The following is a 15,035-nucleotide window of genomic DNA, read 5'->3' as shown; positions in this document are numbered from 1 at the left end:
GCAACCCCGAGCACGAGCGAGCACCGCGGGCGCCGGGGCACCCGAACGGGGGTGTCGGGGTCGTCATGCTTGGTAGACGCCGGAAATGGGCACGTCACAGGTTCGGTACATGGGCTGGTAAGGCTCCGGACGACGGACGACGACATAGGCGGTCTTGGCATGACGGAGTCACTCAAGGTCTCTGAGGACGACGGAACGGAGCAGGCGCGCGGCGCCGTCGGCACCGACCTCACCCTCGGCGTCGAGGAGGAGCTGCACGTGGTCGACCTGCGGACCCGGGAGCTCGTACCCAGGGCGCCGGAGGTGCTCGAGCAGCTCGACGCGGCGAACTTCTCCGCCGAGCTGCACCGCTCGGTGGTCGAGACCAACACCGAGGTCGCGGCCACGCTCGACGACCTGCGCGACGGGATCGTCACGCTGCGCCGGCGGGCCATCGGGGTCGCCGAGTCGCTCGGGCTCGGCCTGGTCGCCGCGGGCACGGTCCCGGTGGTCGACCTGGACTCGCTGCCGGTCACCCCCACCTCGCGGTTCCGCCGGATGCTGGACGAGTACCAGATGCTCGCCCGCGAACAGCTCATCTGCGGCGCACAGGTGCACGTCGGCATCCCCGACCGGGACGAGGCCGTCTCGATCGCCCAGCGGGTCGCCCCGGCCCTGCCGGTGCTGCTCGGCATCTCGGCGAGCTCGCCGTACTGGATGGGCGAGGACAGCGGCTACGCCAGCGTGCGCTCGCTGGTCTGGCTGCGCTGGCCGACGGCGGGCGACAGCGGCCCCGTCACCTCCGCCGAGGACCACGACGCGCTGGTCGCGGACCTGATCGCGTCCGGCACGATCACCGACCCCAAGATGGTCTACTTCGATGTACGCCCGTCCGCGCACGTGCCGACCGTCGAGCTGCGGGTCACCGACTCCAGCCCCGACGCCGACACTGTGGTGCTGCTGGCCGGCCTGTTCCGCGGCCTCGTGCTGCGGGCCCGCCAGGACTACCGCGCGGGCCTGCCGATGGTGCCCACCCGGCCGCCGCTGCACCGGGCCGCCATGTGGCGGGCCGCCCGCTCCGGGCTCGAGGGCGACCTGCTGGACCTGCCCCGCTCGCCGGTGCCGGTACCCGCCGCGGTCGCCGTCGAGCGCCTCGTCGGCGACCTGCGCCCCCAGCTCGAGGAGCTCGGCGACTGGGATCAGGTCTTCGACCTCTCCGTGCAGATGCTCAGCCGGGGCAGCTCTGCGGCCCGGCAGCGCCGGGCCATGGGCCGCCGCGGGCGCATCTCCGACGTGGTCGACCTCCTGGTCGCCGACACCCGGGGCGGCGCCACCGGCATCGGCCCGGACGGCCGGACGGTACCGGCCGGACTCACCCCGTACGCCGCGAGCGGCGACGAGGCGTTCCCGGGCGGCGACGTCCTGCCGGCGTACCAGGGGATCGTCAACGTCCTCAGCGCGCTCGGCCCCGCCGGGCTGCGCCGCCGCGAGGACGCGCGCGACGACGAGCAGCGCGCCCGCGGAATCACGTTCAGCATGGCCGGCGAGGCGGCGACCCGGCTGTTCCCCTTCGACCTGGTGCCCCGCATCGTGCCGGCGACCGACTGGCGGAAGCTGCAGGCCGGGCTGATCCAGCGGGTCCGCGCGCTGGACGCGTTCGTCAACGACGTCTACGGCGAGCGGGCCGTGGTCCACGACGGCGTGGTGCCCGGCTGGGTCATCGACAACTCACCCGAGCTGCGGCCCAGTGGCGCCCTGGTCAACCGGCCCGGCGTGCGCGCGCAGGTCGCCGGTGTCGACCTGGTCCGCGACGCCGACGGCGGCTGGTACGTCCTGGAGGACAACCTGCGGGTGCCGTCCGGCATCGGCTACGCGATGCAGAACCGCCGGCTCACCGAGAGCGTGCTGCCGGAACTGCCCCACCCCGGCGGGCTCAACGACATCGAGGAGGCGCCGCGGCTGCTGCTGCGTGCGCTGATCGAGGCCGCCGGGCCGGCCGCGGGCGACGAGCCGGCCGTGGTCGTGCTCAGCCAGGGTCCCGAAGACTCGGCCTGGTTCGAGCACCGGCTGCTCGCCGAGGAGATGGGCGTCCCGCTGGTGCGCAGCACCGACCTGCTGGTCGAGGACGGCCGCGTCCGGCGCGTCCGGAACGGCCGCCGGTACGCCGTCGACGTGATCTACCTGCGGATGGGCGAGGACAGCCTGGTGCACTCGCCCGGCGCCGACGGGATGCCGCTGGGGCCGAGCCTGGTCGCGGCCCTGCACGCCGACACGATCGTGCTGGCCAACGCGCTCGGCAACGGCATCGGCGACGACAAGGCCGTCTATGCGTACGTGCCCCGGCTGATCGGGTACTACCTGGGCGAGAAGCCGCTGCTGGCGGACGTGCCCACGTACCTGTGCGGCATCCCGGAGCAGAAGGCCGAGGTGCTCGGCCGGCTGGAGGAGCTGGTCTGCAAGCCGGTCGACGGATACGGCGGCGACCGGATCGTCATCGGCCCGCACGCGTCCGCCGAGGACCTGGCCGCGGTACGCCGGCAGATCAACACGGCGCCGCACCGCTGGGTGGCGCAGGAGGTCGTCGCCCTCTCCACCCACCCGGTCTTCGACGGCCACCAGCTGGCGCCCCGCCACGTCGACCTGCGCGCGTTCGTCTTCACCGGCGACACCTCGGTGGTGGCGCCCGCCGCCCTGACCAGAGTCGCGCCGGTCGACAGCATGATCGTCAACTCGTCCCGCGGCGGCGGCTCGAAGGACACCTGGCTGCTCGGCTGAATCCTTTACAGCCATGACACGAGATCGCAACGGGCGGCGCACACCCTGAGGAACCCGGGTGTGCGCCTCCTGACCCCCCAAGGAGGTTCTGGCCATGTGTGGAATCGGCGGCGAACTGCGGTATGACGACCGGGCGGCGGACTGCGACGCCGTCCGGCGCATGCTGCCCTGCCTGGAGTCCCGGGGACCCGACGGCGAGGGCCTCTGGCAGCGCGGCCCGATCGCCTTCGGCCACCGTCGACTCAAGATCATCGACTTGTCGGAGTCCGGCGCCCAGCCGATGACCGACGAACTTCTCGGCCTGACCCTGGTCTTCAACGGCTGCATCTACAACTACCGCCAGCTGCGCGAGGAGCTGCGCGGCCACGGCTACCAGTTCACCTCCACGTCCGACACCGAGGTGATCCTCAAGGCGTACCACCGCTGGGGCGCCGACTGCGTGCGCCGCCTGCTGGGCATGTTCGCGTTCGCCGTCGCCGAGCACGCCACCGGCACGGTGATGCTGGCCCGCGACCGGCTCGGCATCAAGCCGATGTACCTGGCCGAGACGCCCGGGCGGCTGCGCTTCGCGTCCACCCTGCCCGCGCTGCTCGCGGCCGGCGACGTCGACACCTCGATCGACAAGGTGGCGCTGCAGCACTACATGACGTTCCACTCGGTCGTACCGGCACCGCGCACGCTGGTCGCCGGCGTCCGCAAGCTGCCGCCGGCCACGGTCCGGATCATCAAGGCCGACGGCACCTCCACCTCGCACGTGTACTGGGAGGCCTCGCACACCCGCACCGGCACCAGGTCGCGGGCCGAGTGGGCCGAGGCCGTGCACGACGCGCTGCGCACCGCCGTCGAGCGGCGGATGGTCGCCGACGTGCCGGTCGGGGTGCTGCTCTCCGGCGGGCTGGACTCCAGCTACATCGTGGCCCTGCTCGCCGAGCAGGGCCAGCGCGACCTGAGCACCTTCAGCATCGGCTTCGAGTCGGCGGCCGGGGAGAGCGGCGACGAGTTCGCCTACTCGGACCTCATCGCCAAGCAGTTCGACACGAACCACCACCAGATCCGGATCGGCAGGGACCGCTTCCTGCCGGCGGTGGCGCGCACGGTCGCGGCGATGAGCGAGCCGATGGTCAGCCACGACTGCATCGCCTTCAACCTGCTCAGCGAGGATGTGTCGCGGCAGGTCACGGTCGTCCAGTCCGGACAGGGCGCGGACGAGATCCTGGCCGGCTACAGCTGGTACCCGCCGCTGCGGGACGTGCCGCGGGATCGCGCCGTCGACGCGTACGCGAAGGAGTTCTTCGACCGTCCGCACGCCGAACTGTCCCGCCAGCTGGCGCCGGAATGGCTGCTCGACGCCGACGTCAGCCGCGAGTTCGTCACGGCGAGCTTCGCCCGGCCGGGCGCGACCACCGCGGTCGACGCGGCGTTGCGGCTGGACTCGCAGGTCATGCTCGTCGACGATCCCGTCAAGCGGGTCGACAACATGACGATGGCGTGGGGGCTCGAGGCGCGCGTGCCGTTCCTCGATCACGAGTTGGTGGAGCTGGCGGCGGCCTGCCCGCCCGAGCTCAAACTGGCGCAGGGCGGCAAGGGCGTCCTCAAGGACGCGGCCCGGGGGGTCGTGCCCGACGAGGTGATCGACCGCACCAAGGGATACTTCCCGGTTCCCGGGATTCGGCACCTCGAAGGACCGATGCTGGAAATGGTGCGGGACGCGCTGCACGCACCGGCGGCGCGGGCGCGCGGACTGTTCCGGCCGGAGTACGTTGACGCGCTACTGGCCGACCCGAACACTGCTCGTACGACGCTCGGGGCGAACCAGTTGTGGCAGCTCGCGCTGCTGGAGATGTGGCTGCAGGACAAGGGGATCTAACAGACGAGGGAGGACCCGGATGACCGGTCAGCTCAACCGTGTCGACGTCACCGTGCTGCCCGCGGGGTGGACCGACAGAAGGTCGGGTCCCCTCCCCTCGGAGGTGTCGGGCTGCTGGTCGGTGACGCTCTCGCCGGACGGCCGGCACGCGGCGTACGTCTGCGACCGCAGCGGCTCGCCCAAGGTCTGGGTGCAGCCGGTCGGCAGCGAGCTGACCTTCCTGGTCGACACGGGCGAGCACCCCGTCGTCTCGGTGCACTGGTCCACCGGCGGCGGCTGGCTCGCCTGCGTGCTGTCCCCCGGCGGCGCGCCCCGCACCGAGGTGTGGCTGGTCCGCCCGGACGGCTCCGCGCTGCACCAGGTGGCGGGCTTCGGCGCGGACAGCGCGGAGAACGCGCGCTGGCTGCCGGGCCGCCCGCTGCTGGCGGTGACGGAGAACCTGACGACCGCACTGCTGGTGGACGCCGAACACGGCACCCGGGAGACCATCGCCACCGGCGAGCTGATCTCGCTGCTCGACATCACCGCGGACCGCGGCCGGGCACTGCTGCGCCACGGACCGCGCGGCGGCCGGTACGTGGCCGTCCGCGATCTCGCCACCGGTACCGACGAGCACGTGACGAGCGGCGAGCAGGCCTGCTTCGGCCCGGACGGCTCCGTGTACGCCCGCAGCGACGCCGACGAACTGCCGGTGCTGATCCGGGTGACCGGCGGCGCGACCGAGGTGCTGGCCGCCTCGGAGACCGCCGAGGTGGAGTCGTTCGCGCTCACCGCCGACGGCGCGTCGATCGCCGTGCTGTGGAACGTCCGCGGCGGCGAGTCCGAGCTGAGCGTGCTGACGGCGGACGGCTGGGAGCAGATCGACCTTCCCGGCAGCGTCGCGGGTGGGATCTCCTGGTGCCACGACGGCAGCACCCTGGCCTTCACCGCCGAAGGCCCCGGGCAACCGCACGGCGTGTGGACGTACGACGGCGACCTGCACCCGGTCTCGGCGGAGGAGGCGGCGCCGCGCGCGGTCCACCCGACGCTGCACCGCTTCGGTTCGCACGACGGCCTCGAGATCAGCGGCTGGCTGTTCGAGCCGGCCGGCCCGGGCCCGCACCCGGCGGTGGTGTGGCTGCACGGCGGCCCGGAGGCGCAGGAGCGCCCGGGGCACGGCGCGCTGTTCCAGTCCCTGGTGGACCGCGGCATCGCGGTCTTCGCGGCCAATGTCCGGGGCTCGTCGGGTTTCGGCCGCTCCTTCGTCAACGCGGACAACGGCGCCCTGCGCTACGCGGCGATCGCCGACGTGGCCTCCTGCGTCTCCTACCTGGTCTCCGCCGGCGTCGCCGACCCGGCCCGCGTCGGCTGCATGGGCCGCTCGTACGGCGGCTACCTGACGCTGGCGGCCCTGACCACGTACCCGTCGCTGTTCGCCGTCGGCATCGACGTCTGCGGCATGTCGAACTTCGCCACGTTCTACGAGCACACCGAGCCCTGGATCGCCGCGGCTGCGGTCTCCAAGTACGGAGACCCGGTGGCCGACGCCGGCCTGCTGCGCGACCTCTCCCCGATCACCCGCATCGACCGGCTCCGGGCGCCGCTGATGATCGTGCACGGCGAGAACGACAGCAACGTCCCGGTGATCGAGGCGGAGCAGGTGGTGGCGGCGCTGACCGAGCTCGGCGTGCCGCACCGGTACCTGCTCTTTCCGGACGAGGGCCATGAGCTGCAGCACAGGTCGTCCCGGGCGCGGTACCTGCGCGAGACGGTCGCGTGGCTGACCGCACACCTCGCCCCCGCACCCGCGCTCACCCCTTAGGGAGCCGGACCGCCACTGGAGTCAGGTGGGTCCTGATGTCGCCGTGCCCCAACTGGTGGTAGCGGTTGGCGCCCCAGCAGTAGGTCCGGGCATCGCTGCCCAGCCCGCACGTGAAGCCGCTACCGGCGCTGATCCGGGTGAAGTTCACCCCCGGCGCCGGTGCGGTCACCGCAACCGGGGTCGATCGGTTCGTGGTCTCGCCGTCGCCCAGCTGACCGCTGCTGCCGTCGCCCCAGCAGTAGGCCCGGGCGTCGCCGCCCAGCCCGCAGGTGTGGTGGACACCGGGGCTGATCTGGGTGAACGTCACCGGGGATTTCACCGCGACCGGGGTCGACCGGTCCGTGCTCGCGCCGTCGCCCAGCTGACCGAAACCGCCGGAGCCCCAGCAGTAGGCCCGGGAGTCGCTGCCCAGCCCGCACGCGTTGCTGAAACCGGCGGCGATCCGGGTGAAGGTCACCCCGGGGGCAGGCGCGGTCACCGCCACCGGGGTCGACCGGATCCTGGTGTCGCCGTTGCCCAGCTCACCGCTGAGGCCGGAGCCCCAGCAGTACGCCCGGGCGTCGCCGCCCAGCCCGCACGTGTGGCTGATGCCGGCACTGACCTGGGTGAAGCTCACCGGGGATCTCACCGCGACCGGGGTCGACCGGCTCGTGCTCGCGCCGTCGCCCAGCTCGCCGAGGCTGCCCGCGCCCCAGCAGTAGGCCCGGGCGTCGCCGCCCAGCCCGCAGGTGTGGCTGTAACCGGCGGTGAGCTGGGTGAAGCTCACCCCAGCTGCCGGGGACTTCACCGCAACCGGGGTCGATCGGTTCGTGTTGTCGCCGTTGCCCAGCTCGCCGCTGTAGTTGGAACCCCAGCAGTAGGCCCTGGCATCGCTGCCCAGCCCGCACGTCTGGCGGTATCCGGCGGTGAGCTGGGTGAAGCTGACCCCGGCCGGTGCGGTCACCGCGACCGGACTCGAGTGCCGCACGACGTCGCCGTTGCCGAGCTGACCACTGCTGCCGTCGCCCCAGCAGTAGGCCCGGCCGTCCCGGCCGCGCGCACAGCTGTGTGAGTCACCGGCGTCGACCTGGGTCGTAACGCCGCCCGCCGGCCGCGCCGCGGCAGGCACGCCGGTCACCGCCGCCAGCGTCGCCAGGGTCCCGATCATCGCAAAGGTCCTTTTCAGCACAGAACCGACACCATCACAGCACCGCGGACCGCCGATCGCCATCCCACGAGATTCGACATATCCGGTGACCGGACGCACGTGCCCGTTGTGACCCCGGTCGTTGTCGATGCACCCGTCGCGGGAGTTGGCTAGAACTGACGCGAGCGGACGGAGACCACTTTCATGCAAGGCGGTGCCCGGGCCTGGGCGGTGTGGGCCGTGGGGCTGTCGGCCTACGTGGTCGCGGTGCTGCATCGCACGTCGCTCGGGGTCGCCGGGCTGGACGCGCAGGCGCGGTTCGACATCGGCGCCGGGGCGCTGGCCTCGTTCGCCGTCCTGCAACTGCTGGTCTACGCCGGCCTCCAGGTGCCCGTCGGGCTGCTGCTCGACCGGTTCGGCTCGCTGCGGCTGGTCGTGACCGGCGGCCTGGTCATGGCGGCGGGGCAGGCGCTCATGGCGTTCGCGGACGGGGTCACCGGCGCGGTCCTCGCAAGGGTTCTGGTGGGCGCCGGCGACGCCATGACGTTCATCAGCGTGCTGCGGCTGGTGCCGCGGTGGTTCCCGGCCCGGCGGGTGCCGGTCGTCACCCAGCTCACCGGCCTCGTCGGGCAGCTGGGGCAGGTGCTCAGCGCCGTACCGCTGGCCGCGCTGCTGGCCGGCGCGGGCTGGACCGCCGCGTTCGTCTCGGCCTCGGCCGCCGGGGTCTTCGTCGCGATCGTCGCGCTGGTGGCGCTGCACGACGCCCCGGACCGGCGGGTCAACTCGGGCGAGGCGATCTCCCTTCGCCAGCTCGGCGACGACCTGGCCGGCGCCTGGCGGCATCCGGGCACCCGGCTCGGGCTGTGGACGCACTTCACCACCCAGTTCCCGGGCACGGTCTTCGCGCTGATCTGGGGCTATCCGTTCCTGGTCGCCGGCGAGGGTCTGGAGCGGGGCGAGGCGAGCGCGCTGCTCACCCTGTTCGTGCTGACCGGCATGGCCGCCGGGCCAATGGTCGGCGTGCTGGTGCAGCGGCATCCGCTGCGCCGCTCGTGGCTGGTGCTCGGGGTGATCGGCGCGAATGCCGTCGGCTGGGGTCTGATCATCGGGTGGCCGGGGCGGGCGCCGCTGCCGGTGCTGGCGCTGCTCGTGCTGGCGCTGGGCCTGGGCGGCCCGGGTTCGATGATCGGGTTCGAGTTCGCCCGCACCTTCAATCCGCCGAGCCGGCTCGGCACGGCCACCGGCATCGTGAACGTCGGCGGCTTCGTCGCGTCGCTGGTGTCGATCCTGCTCGTCGGGCTGATCCTGGACGCCCGCACGGGCGGCCGCGCGGATTACGACATCGTGGACTTCAAGTTCGCCATGTCGGTGCAGTACGTGATCGGTGCCATCGGCCTGATCGGCATATTGCGCACCCGCAGGCTGGCCAGAGCGCGGCTGGCCGCCGACCACGGGGTGATCGTCCGGCCCATGCGTGAGGTGCTCGCCGAGCGCGGCTGGTTTAGCGGGGAGCGGATCGGTAAAGGTTGAGTCTTTGCCCGGATTTCTGAAGTGGCAAGGCAGGAGGACATGAGCGAGCAGGCAACGGACCGTTTCTGGTCCGGACTCGAGATTTCCAAGGTCATCGCGGGCACGCTCGCGGCGCTCACCGCGGCGGTCGTCGGCTCCTTTCTCGGAGTCGCCGGCACGCTGGCGGGTGCGGCCGTCGCCAGTGTCGTCGGCTCGTTAGGGACGGAGATCTACCACCGATCGCTCAACAGGGGCGCGAAGCGCATCGGCGCGATCGCGCCGACGTTCGTGAAGGTGCCGGCGGCCGTCGGCACGCCGCCGGTCGCCGCCGCCAAGAAGGAGGAGAGCCCGTCGCACACCGTGCCGCGGCGTATGAACATCCGCTGGCGGCACGTTGCCGTAGCATCGGCGGCGTTGTTCGTGCTGGCCATGGGCTCGCTGACGATCTTCGAGCTGATGACGGGCCGGTCCGTCGCGTCGACCGTCGGCACCACGTCGTCGTCGACCACCTCGGTCGGCAGCCTCTTCGACGGCGGCTCGAAGAAGCCGGCGGTGACGCCGACGCCGGAGAATTCGCAGGCGCCGGCGGTCGACAAGACGCCGGCCGGGCCGGCCGGCGAGGCGCCGGCCACCGAGCCGGCACCGGAGCCCACCGCGGAACCGACCGCGGAACCGACCGCGGAACCGACTACCGGGAACCCGCAGCAGACCCAGCCGGCCGAGGAGCAGCCGAACCAGGACGGGCAGGGACAACAGGGGCCCGCGCCGGCGGAATGATCCGATCCGAGCGAAGGAGCACGCCACCGTGAACGTCAACGAACTGCTCGCCGAGGCCTTCGGCCGCCTGCCCGCTCTGGTGCGGACCGCGGTCGAGGGCCTGAACCCGGAGCAGCTGCGCACCCCGCCGGCCGACGGCGCCAACACGGTCGCCTGGCTGGTGTGGCACCTCACCCGGATACAGGACGGGCACCTCGCCGAGCTGACCGGCGTCGAGCAGGTGTACACCGCCGGCGACTGGGCCGGCCACTTCGGCCTCAAGCCGGACCCGGACGACAACGGCTACGGGCACACGGCCGAGCAGGTGCTGGCCGTGCGCCCGGAGAGCTCGAAGACGCTGGTGGACTACTACCAGGCGGTGCACGAGCGGACCCTGGACTACCTCGCCGGCCGGTCCGCCGACGACCTGGACCGGGTCGTGGACCGGTCCTGGGATCCGCCGGTCACCCTGGGCGTACGCCTGGTCAGCGTCCTGAACGACGACATCCAGCACGCGGGCCAGGCGGCGTACGTCCGGGGGCTGCTCGGCGGCTGAGCCGGTGTCACCGCGACCGTCGGCCTCCCGCTCAGCGGGAGGCCGGCTCCGTGATCGGCAGGCTCACCAGGAACCGGGTGTCGCCCGGCTGGGACCGCAGGACGATGTCGCCGCCGTGGCCGTTGACCACGATCCGGTACGAGATGTCGAGGCCGAGCCCCGTGCCCTCGCCGACCGGCTTCGTGGTGAAGAACGGCTCGAAGACCCGCTTGCGCAGCTCCTCGGGCACGCCGGGGCCGGTGTCGCCGATCGAGACGACGACGTGGTCGTCGTCCCGGTAGGTCCGGACGGTCAGCGTGCCGGCGCCGTGCATGGCCTGCACCGCGTTGTCGATGATGTTGGTCCAGACCTGGTTGAGCTCGGCCGGATGCGCCGGCACCTGCGGCAGGTCCCGGTCGTACTCCTTGACCACCTCCACGCCCGTACCGATCTTGTGGCCGAGCATCACCAGCGTGCTGTCCAGCCCGGTGTGCACGTCGATCCACTGGTGCGCGGCGCGGTCCAGGTGCGAGTACTGCTTCGCCGAGGTGACCAGCGAGGAGACCCGGCCGGTCGCCTCCTCGATGTCGCTCATCAGCTGCTCGGTCTCCAGCGCGTACCCGATCCAGTGGATGGCCTGGTCGAGCAGGGCCGGCTCGACCACCTTGGCCTTGATCAGCTCCAGGCAGTCGATGTCGAGCCCGCCCTGCGCGAAGACCGGGGCGAGGTCCCAGCCGCCGGTGACGTCGTTGCGCTCCATCCAGTCGCCGAGCTCGTCCTCGCGGTCGGCGGCCTGCAGCGCGGTCAGCGCGGGCGCCTTCGCGGCCCGCTCGATGACGTCCTCCTGCAGCTCGACCAGCGCGTCGAGCCGTTCCGGCGCGACCTTGCCGGCGGCGAGCATGCCCAGCTTGTGCCGCATGCCGGCGACCCGCTGGCGCAGCGCACCGGTGGCCCGCGACGCGGCGGCCGCGGGGTTGTTGAGCTCGTGCATGAGGCCCGCGGAAAGCGCGCCGAGCGCCACCAGCCGCTGCCGCTCGCCGATCGCCGCCTGGGTGTTGCGCATGCCGAGGGTCAGGCCCTCGAGCAGGTGCAGCGCCATCGGGAACCACTCGCGCATCAGTGCGCCGAAGTCCCCGGCGCTGAGCACGAAGAACTCGCAGTCGTCGAGCGCGCGCATGGACGCCTGGTAGCGGCGCTGCACGCCCTCGTCGCGCAGGTACGCCTGGGTCGCGCCCATGTAGACGCCGCGCTGCTCCGTACGGGTGGTCTGCACGTCGTCCTGGCCGACCCGGCGGGTGAGCGAGATGGTGCCGCTGAGCAGGACGAAGAACTCCTCGGCCGGCTCGCCCTCCTGGATCACCAGCTGCCCGGCCGCGACGCGGCGCGTGCCGCCGTGCGCGGCGAGCCAGGCCAGCTGGTCGTCGGTCAGCTTCTCGAACAGGAACAGGGTGCGTAGCTCGTCGACGGTGAGCCTGGGTTCGGTCATCACTGCCCCTCCAGGTAGCGGTGGACCAGCGTGACGGCCATCGCGCCCTCGCCGACCGCCGAGGCCACCCGCTTGACCGAGTTGGCCCGGACGTCGCCGGCGGCGAAGATGCCGGGAACGCTGCACTCCAGGTAGAACGGATCCCGGTCCCGATCCCATCCCGTCGGCCGTGCCCCGTTCGGCGAGAGCAGGTCGGGGCCCGTGTACACGAAGCCGCGCTCGTCGCGGGCCACCGCGTCGCCGAGCCAGTCGGTGCGCGGCTCGGCGCCGATGAAGACGAACAGGTAGCCGCACTCGACGCTGGTCACCGTGTTGTTCTTGCTGTCGCAGATGGTGATCGCCTGCAGGTGGCCGCCGCCCTGCGCGCCGACCACCTCGCACCGGGTCCGCACGTGCACGTTCTCGACGCTGTTGAGCTGCTGGATCAGGTAGTACGACATGGACGCCTCGAGGGAGTCGCCGCGCACCAGCAGGGTCACGCTGCGGGCGTACCGGGAGAAGAAGAGCGCGGCCTGGCCGGCGGAGTTCGCGCCGCCGATGATGTAGACGTCGCTGCCCGCGCAGGACGGGCCCTCGGTCGCGGCCGAGCCGTAGTAGACGCCCGCGCCGGTCAGCTCGGCGACGCCGTCGGCGACCAGCGGGCGGTAGGCGACGCCGGTGGCCAGCACGATCGAGTGCGCGGAGACCTCCGCGCCGTCCGCGAAGCGCAGCGTACGGGCGGAGCCGTCGGTGTGCAGCCCGACCACCTCGCGGGTGTTGAGCACCTCGGCGTCGAACTTGCCGGCCTGTCGCCGCGCCCGGTCGGTCAGCTGCGCGCCGGAGATGCCGTCCGGGAAGCCCAGGTAGTTCTCGATCCGGGAGCTCTGCCCGGCCTGCCCGCCGACGGCCTGCCGCTCGACCAGCAGCGTCCGGAGCCCCTCGGAGGCGCCGTAGACGGCCGCGCCCAGCCCGGCCGGCCCGCCGCCCACGATGATCAGGTCGTAGAAGTCGCGCTCGGGCGCCGTCGACAGCCCGGCCGCCTCGGCGACCTCCGACGTGCTCGGCTGCGCCATCGCCCGGCCGTCCGCGGTGACCACCAGCGGGATCGACTCCGGGCCCACCCCGGCGGCGTCCAGCAGGCGGCGCCCCTCGGGGTCGTCGGCGGCGAGCCACCGGTACGGGACCAGGTTGCGCGCCAGGAAGTCCCGGATCCGGTACGACGGCTCGCTCCACCGGTGCCCGACGACGCGGATGTCCGCGACCTCCCGGTCGCCGGTGCGCTGCCAGGCCGCCAGCAGCTCGTCGATGACCGGGTAGAGCTTCTCCTCCGGCGGATCCCAGGGCTTGAGCAGGTAGTGGTCTACGTCCACGACGTTGATGGCCTGTATCGCCGCGTCGGTGTCCGCGTACGCGGTGAGCAGGGCGCGGCGGGCGTTCGGGAACAGGTCCATCGCCTGCTCCAGGAACTCGATGCCGTTCATCTGCGGCATCCGGTAGTCGGCCAGCAGGACGGCGACCCGGCCGCCGCGCAGCTTGAGCTCGCGCAGCGCCTCGAGCGCCTCCGCGGCCGACGAGGCCCGGATGATCCGGTACGCCTCGCCGTACTTCCGCCGTAGGTCGCGGGCGATGGCCCGGGAGACCGACGGGTCGTCGTCGACGGTCAGGATGGCGGGTAGGCCCATGACTGGAGTCCTTACGGATGCGTGAACGAGCGGGCGTCGTCCGCGACCTCGAAGGCCACGTTGTCCAGGTAGCACCACCACCAGTCCTCGCCCGGCTCGTAGGACTGCACGAGCGGGTGGCCGGCGGCGTGGAAGTGCGCGGTGGCGTGCCGGCCGGGCGACGAGTCGCAGCAGCCGACGTGGCCGCACGTCATGCAGACGCGCAGGTGCACCCAGCGGCCACCGTCGGCGAGGCATTCGACGCAGCCGTCGCCGGACGGGCGCACGTCGCCGGCCCGGTCGAGGTGTGCGCAGGCGGTACCGGTCATGTGCGGGGCCCTCCCTTGGCGAGCAGGTCGTTGAACTCGGGATGCCGCTCCACGTAGCGGGCGACGTACGGGCAGGTCGCGATCACCGGGGTCGCCCGGCCGCGGGCGTCGGCGAGCGCCGCGGCGGCCAGGCGGGCGGCCAGGCCCTGCCCCTGGAAGGCCTGGTCGATCTCGGTGTGCGTGAGCTCGACCGCGCCGCCCTTGCGCCGGTAGGTCAGGATGCCGGCCAGCTCGCCGCCGAGCAGGACCTCGTAGCGCGACCGCTCGAAGCTGTCGACGACCGTGGCGTCCGCCGGCTCCGCGCCGCCGACCTGTGCGCTGCCCTCGACCCGCAGCTTGCGGCGGGCGCGCTCGTAGAACGAGGTCCGTCCGAGGCGGATGACCTGCGCGGCCGCGGGCACGGGGACGATGGCCAGCTTGTCGCCGGGCTCGGCGTAGCCGTGGATGTTGCCGTCGACCTCGACCGCGAGCCGGCCGCTGGTCGGGCGCACGTCGAGCTCGAGCTGCTCGTCGGCCGAGAGCATCAGGGAGCGGTTGAACGATGAGTGCGCGGCGGCCGCGCTGACCAGCAGGCCCTCGACCTTGGGCGACACGATCGGCCCACCCGCCGAGAAGCTGTACGCGGTCGAGCCGGTCGGCGTCGCGACGATCACCGCGTCGGCCGCGTACCGGACGAAGTTGCTGCCCTCGACGTTGATGCCGACGTGCGCGAGGCCGTGGCCGGGGACCCGGACCAGGGCGATGTCGTTGAACGCCGAGACCTCCTCGCCGCCGGGCAGCACGGCACGCACCGCCGTGCGCGCCTCGGTGGTGAACCGGTGCTCGTCTATCGACGACAGCGCGTCGGGCAGGTCGGGCAGGTCGACCTCGGCGAGGAACCCGAGCCGGCCGACGTTGACGCCGAGCACGGGCGTCTTGCGGCCCTCGACCAGGCGCATGGTGCGCAGCATGGTGCCGTCGCCGCCGAGGCTGACCAGCAGCCCGGCGCGCTCGACCAGTTCCTCGGTGGAGACCCCGACGGCGCCGCAGGCGATCCGGTCGATCTCGTCGTGCGGTCCGAGCACGATCACATCGTGCGCGGCCGCCCAGCGGACGATGGCGTCGATGGCCGAGCCGCAGTCCCGCCTCGGATGCAGGACCAGCCCGACCACTTTGATCATGCCCAAGAAAGACACCCCCGGTCGCACGCGTCAGCGCTCAGCCTCGCACGTCCGGCCGGGATCCGGCGAGCG

Annotated in this window: 11 protein-coding genes; 6 read left to right on the top strand and 5 right to left on the bottom strand. The window is 72.5% G+C overall.

Features of this window, described 5'->3' with window-relative positions:
• The first annotated feature begins 159 nt into the window (after positions 1–159).
• The 3 genes from ACIBSW_RS29015 (at position 160) to ACIBSW_RS29005 (ending at position 6,422) form a co-directional block, all read left to right on the top strand.
• Positions 160–2,754 carry a carboxylate--amine ligase/circularly permuted type 2 ATP-grasp protein gene (locus ACIBSW_RS29015; RefSeq protein ID WP_354729128.1) on the top strand — a complete coding sequence of 865 codons (2,595 nt, stop codon included), beginning with the start codon at positions 160–162 and terminating at the stop codon, positions 2,752–2,754.
• Between the two features lie 94 nt (positions 2,755–2,848).
• Positions 2,849–4,621 (top strand): N-acetylglutaminylglutamine amidotransferase, encoded by a 1,773-nt coding sequence (locus ACIBSW_RS29010; protein WP_354729126.1) that lies wholly within the window; start codon positions 2,849–2,851, stop codon positions 4,619–4,621.
• Between the two features lie 19 nt (positions 4,622–4,640).
• On the top strand, positions 4,641–6,422 hold the full coding sequence (locus tag ACIBSW_RS29005) for a S9 family peptidase (protein WP_354729124.1): 1,782 nt from the start codon (positions 4,641–4,643) through the stop codon (positions 6,420–6,422).
• On the opposite strand, the gene ACIBSW_RS29000 is transcribed toward ACIBSW_RS29005, so the two are convergent.
• On the bottom strand, positions 6,412–7,569 hold the full coding sequence (locus ACIBSW_RS29000; protein ID WP_354729123.1) for a hypothetical protein: 1,158 nt from the start codon (positions 7,567–7,569) through the stop codon (positions 6,412–6,414). The genes ACIBSW_RS29005 and ACIBSW_RS29000 overlap by 11 nt on opposite strands.
• Before the next feature lie 183 nt (positions 7,570–7,752).
• Between ACIBSW_RS29000 and ACIBSW_RS28995 the strand changes: the two genes are divergently transcribed.
• Genes ACIBSW_RS28995 through ACIBSW_RS28985 form a run of 3 tightly spaced genes read left to right on the top strand, consistent with a single transcriptional unit; the run spans position 7,753 to position 10,369 of the window.
• Entirely contained in the window at positions 7,753–9,078 is a 1,326-nt protein-coding gene (locus tag ACIBSW_RS28995) for an MFS transporter (RefSeq protein ID WP_354729121.1), read from the top strand.
• A gap of 39 nt (positions 9,079–9,117) precedes the next feature.
• On the top strand, positions 9,118–9,834 hold the full coding sequence (locus ACIBSW_RS28990; RefSeq protein ID WP_354729119.1) for a hypothetical protein: 717 nt from the start codon (positions 9,118–9,120) through the stop codon (positions 9,832–9,834).
• 28 nt (positions 9,835–9,862) lie between these two features.
• Entirely contained in the window at positions 9,863–10,369 is a 507-nt protein-coding gene (locus tag ACIBSW_RS28985; protein ID WP_354729117.1) for a DUF664 domain-containing protein, read from the top strand.
• A 31-nt stretch (positions 10,370–10,400) separates the two neighbouring features.
• Here ACIBSW_RS28985 and ACIBSW_RS28980 read toward each other — a convergent pair whose 3' ends face one another.
• From ACIBSW_RS28980 to ACIBSW_RS28965, 4 genes are read right to left on the bottom strand one after another with little or no spacing between them, the layout of a single operon-like run.
• Positions 10,401–11,834: an ATP-binding protein gene (locus ACIBSW_RS28980; RefSeq protein ID WP_404799491.1), complete on the bottom strand. Its 1,434-nt coding sequence runs from the start codon at positions 11,832–11,834 to the stop codon at positions 10,401–10,403.
• The gene (locus ACIBSW_RS28975; protein ID WP_354730484.1) at positions 11,834–13,495 is read right to left on the bottom strand and encodes an FAD-dependent oxidoreductase; all 1,662 of its coding nucleotides are present in this window, start codon (positions 13,493–13,495) and stop codon (positions 11,834–11,836) included. Before ACIBSW_RS28975 ends, ACIBSW_RS28980 begins: the two co-directional genes overlap by 1 nt.
• 11 nt (positions 13,496–13,506) lie before the next feature.
• Positions 13,507–13,803, bottom strand: a complete 297-nt coding sequence (locus tag ACIBSW_RS28970; RefSeq protein ID WP_354730486.1) for a UBP-type zinc finger domain-containing protein — start codon at positions 13,801–13,803, stop codon at positions 13,507–13,509.
• Complete coding sequence (locus tag ACIBSW_RS28965; RefSeq protein WP_354730488.1) at positions 13,800–14,963, bottom strand: NAD(+)/NADH kinase; 1,164 nt, start codon at positions 14,961–14,963, stop codon at positions 13,800–13,802. The genes ACIBSW_RS28970 and ACIBSW_RS28965 overlap by 4 nt, the downstream gene beginning before the upstream one ends.
• Positions 14,964–15,035 lie beyond the last annotated feature (72 nt).

This window comes from Actinoplanes sp. NPDC049668 (assembly GCF_044465445.1).
Taxonomy (GTDB): domain Bacteria; phylum Actinomycetota; class Actinomycetes; order Mycobacteriales; family Micromonosporaceae; genus Actinoplanes.
This window is presented reverse-complemented; position numbering and strand designations above follow the sequence as displayed.

Coding starts and splice junctions, on each gene's coding strand:
- ACIBSW_RS29015 (WP_354729128.1), top strand. CDS start 160: ATGACGGAGTCACTCAAGGTCTCTGAGGACGACGGAACGGAGCAGGCG.
- ACIBSW_RS29010 (WP_354729126.1), top strand. CDS start 2,849: ATGTGTGGAATCGGCGGCGAACTGCGGTATGACGACCGGGCGGCGGAC.
- ACIBSW_RS29005 (WP_354729124.1), top strand. CDS start 4,641: ATGACCGGTCAGCTCAACCGTGTCGACGTCACCGTGCTGCCCGCGGGG.
- ACIBSW_RS29000 (WP_354729123.1), bottom strand. CDS start 7,569: ATGATCGGGACCCTGGCGACGCTGGCGGCGGTGACCGGCGTGCCTGCC.
- ACIBSW_RS28995 (WP_354729121.1), top strand. CDS start 7,753: ATGCAAGGCGGTGCCCGGGCCTGGGCGGTGTGGGCCGTGGGGCTGTCG.
- ACIBSW_RS28990 (WP_354729119.1), top strand. CDS start 9,118: ATGAGCGAGCAGGCAACGGACCGTTTCTGGTCCGGACTCGAGATTTCC.
- ACIBSW_RS28980 (WP_404799491.1), bottom strand. CDS start 11,834: ATGACCGAACCCAGGCTCACCGTCGACGAGCTACGCACCCTGTTCCTG.
- ACIBSW_RS28975 (WP_354730484.1), bottom strand. CDS start 13,495: ATGGGCCTACCCGCCATCCTGACCGTCGACGACGACCCGTCGGTCTCC.
- ACIBSW_RS28970 (WP_354730486.1), bottom strand. CDS start 13,803: ATGACCGGTACCGCCTGCGCACACCTCGACCGGGCCGGCGACGTGCGC.
- ACIBSW_RS28965 (WP_354730488.1), bottom strand. CDS start 14,963: ATGATCAAAGTGGTCGGGCTGGTCCTGCATCCGAGGCGGGACTGCGGC.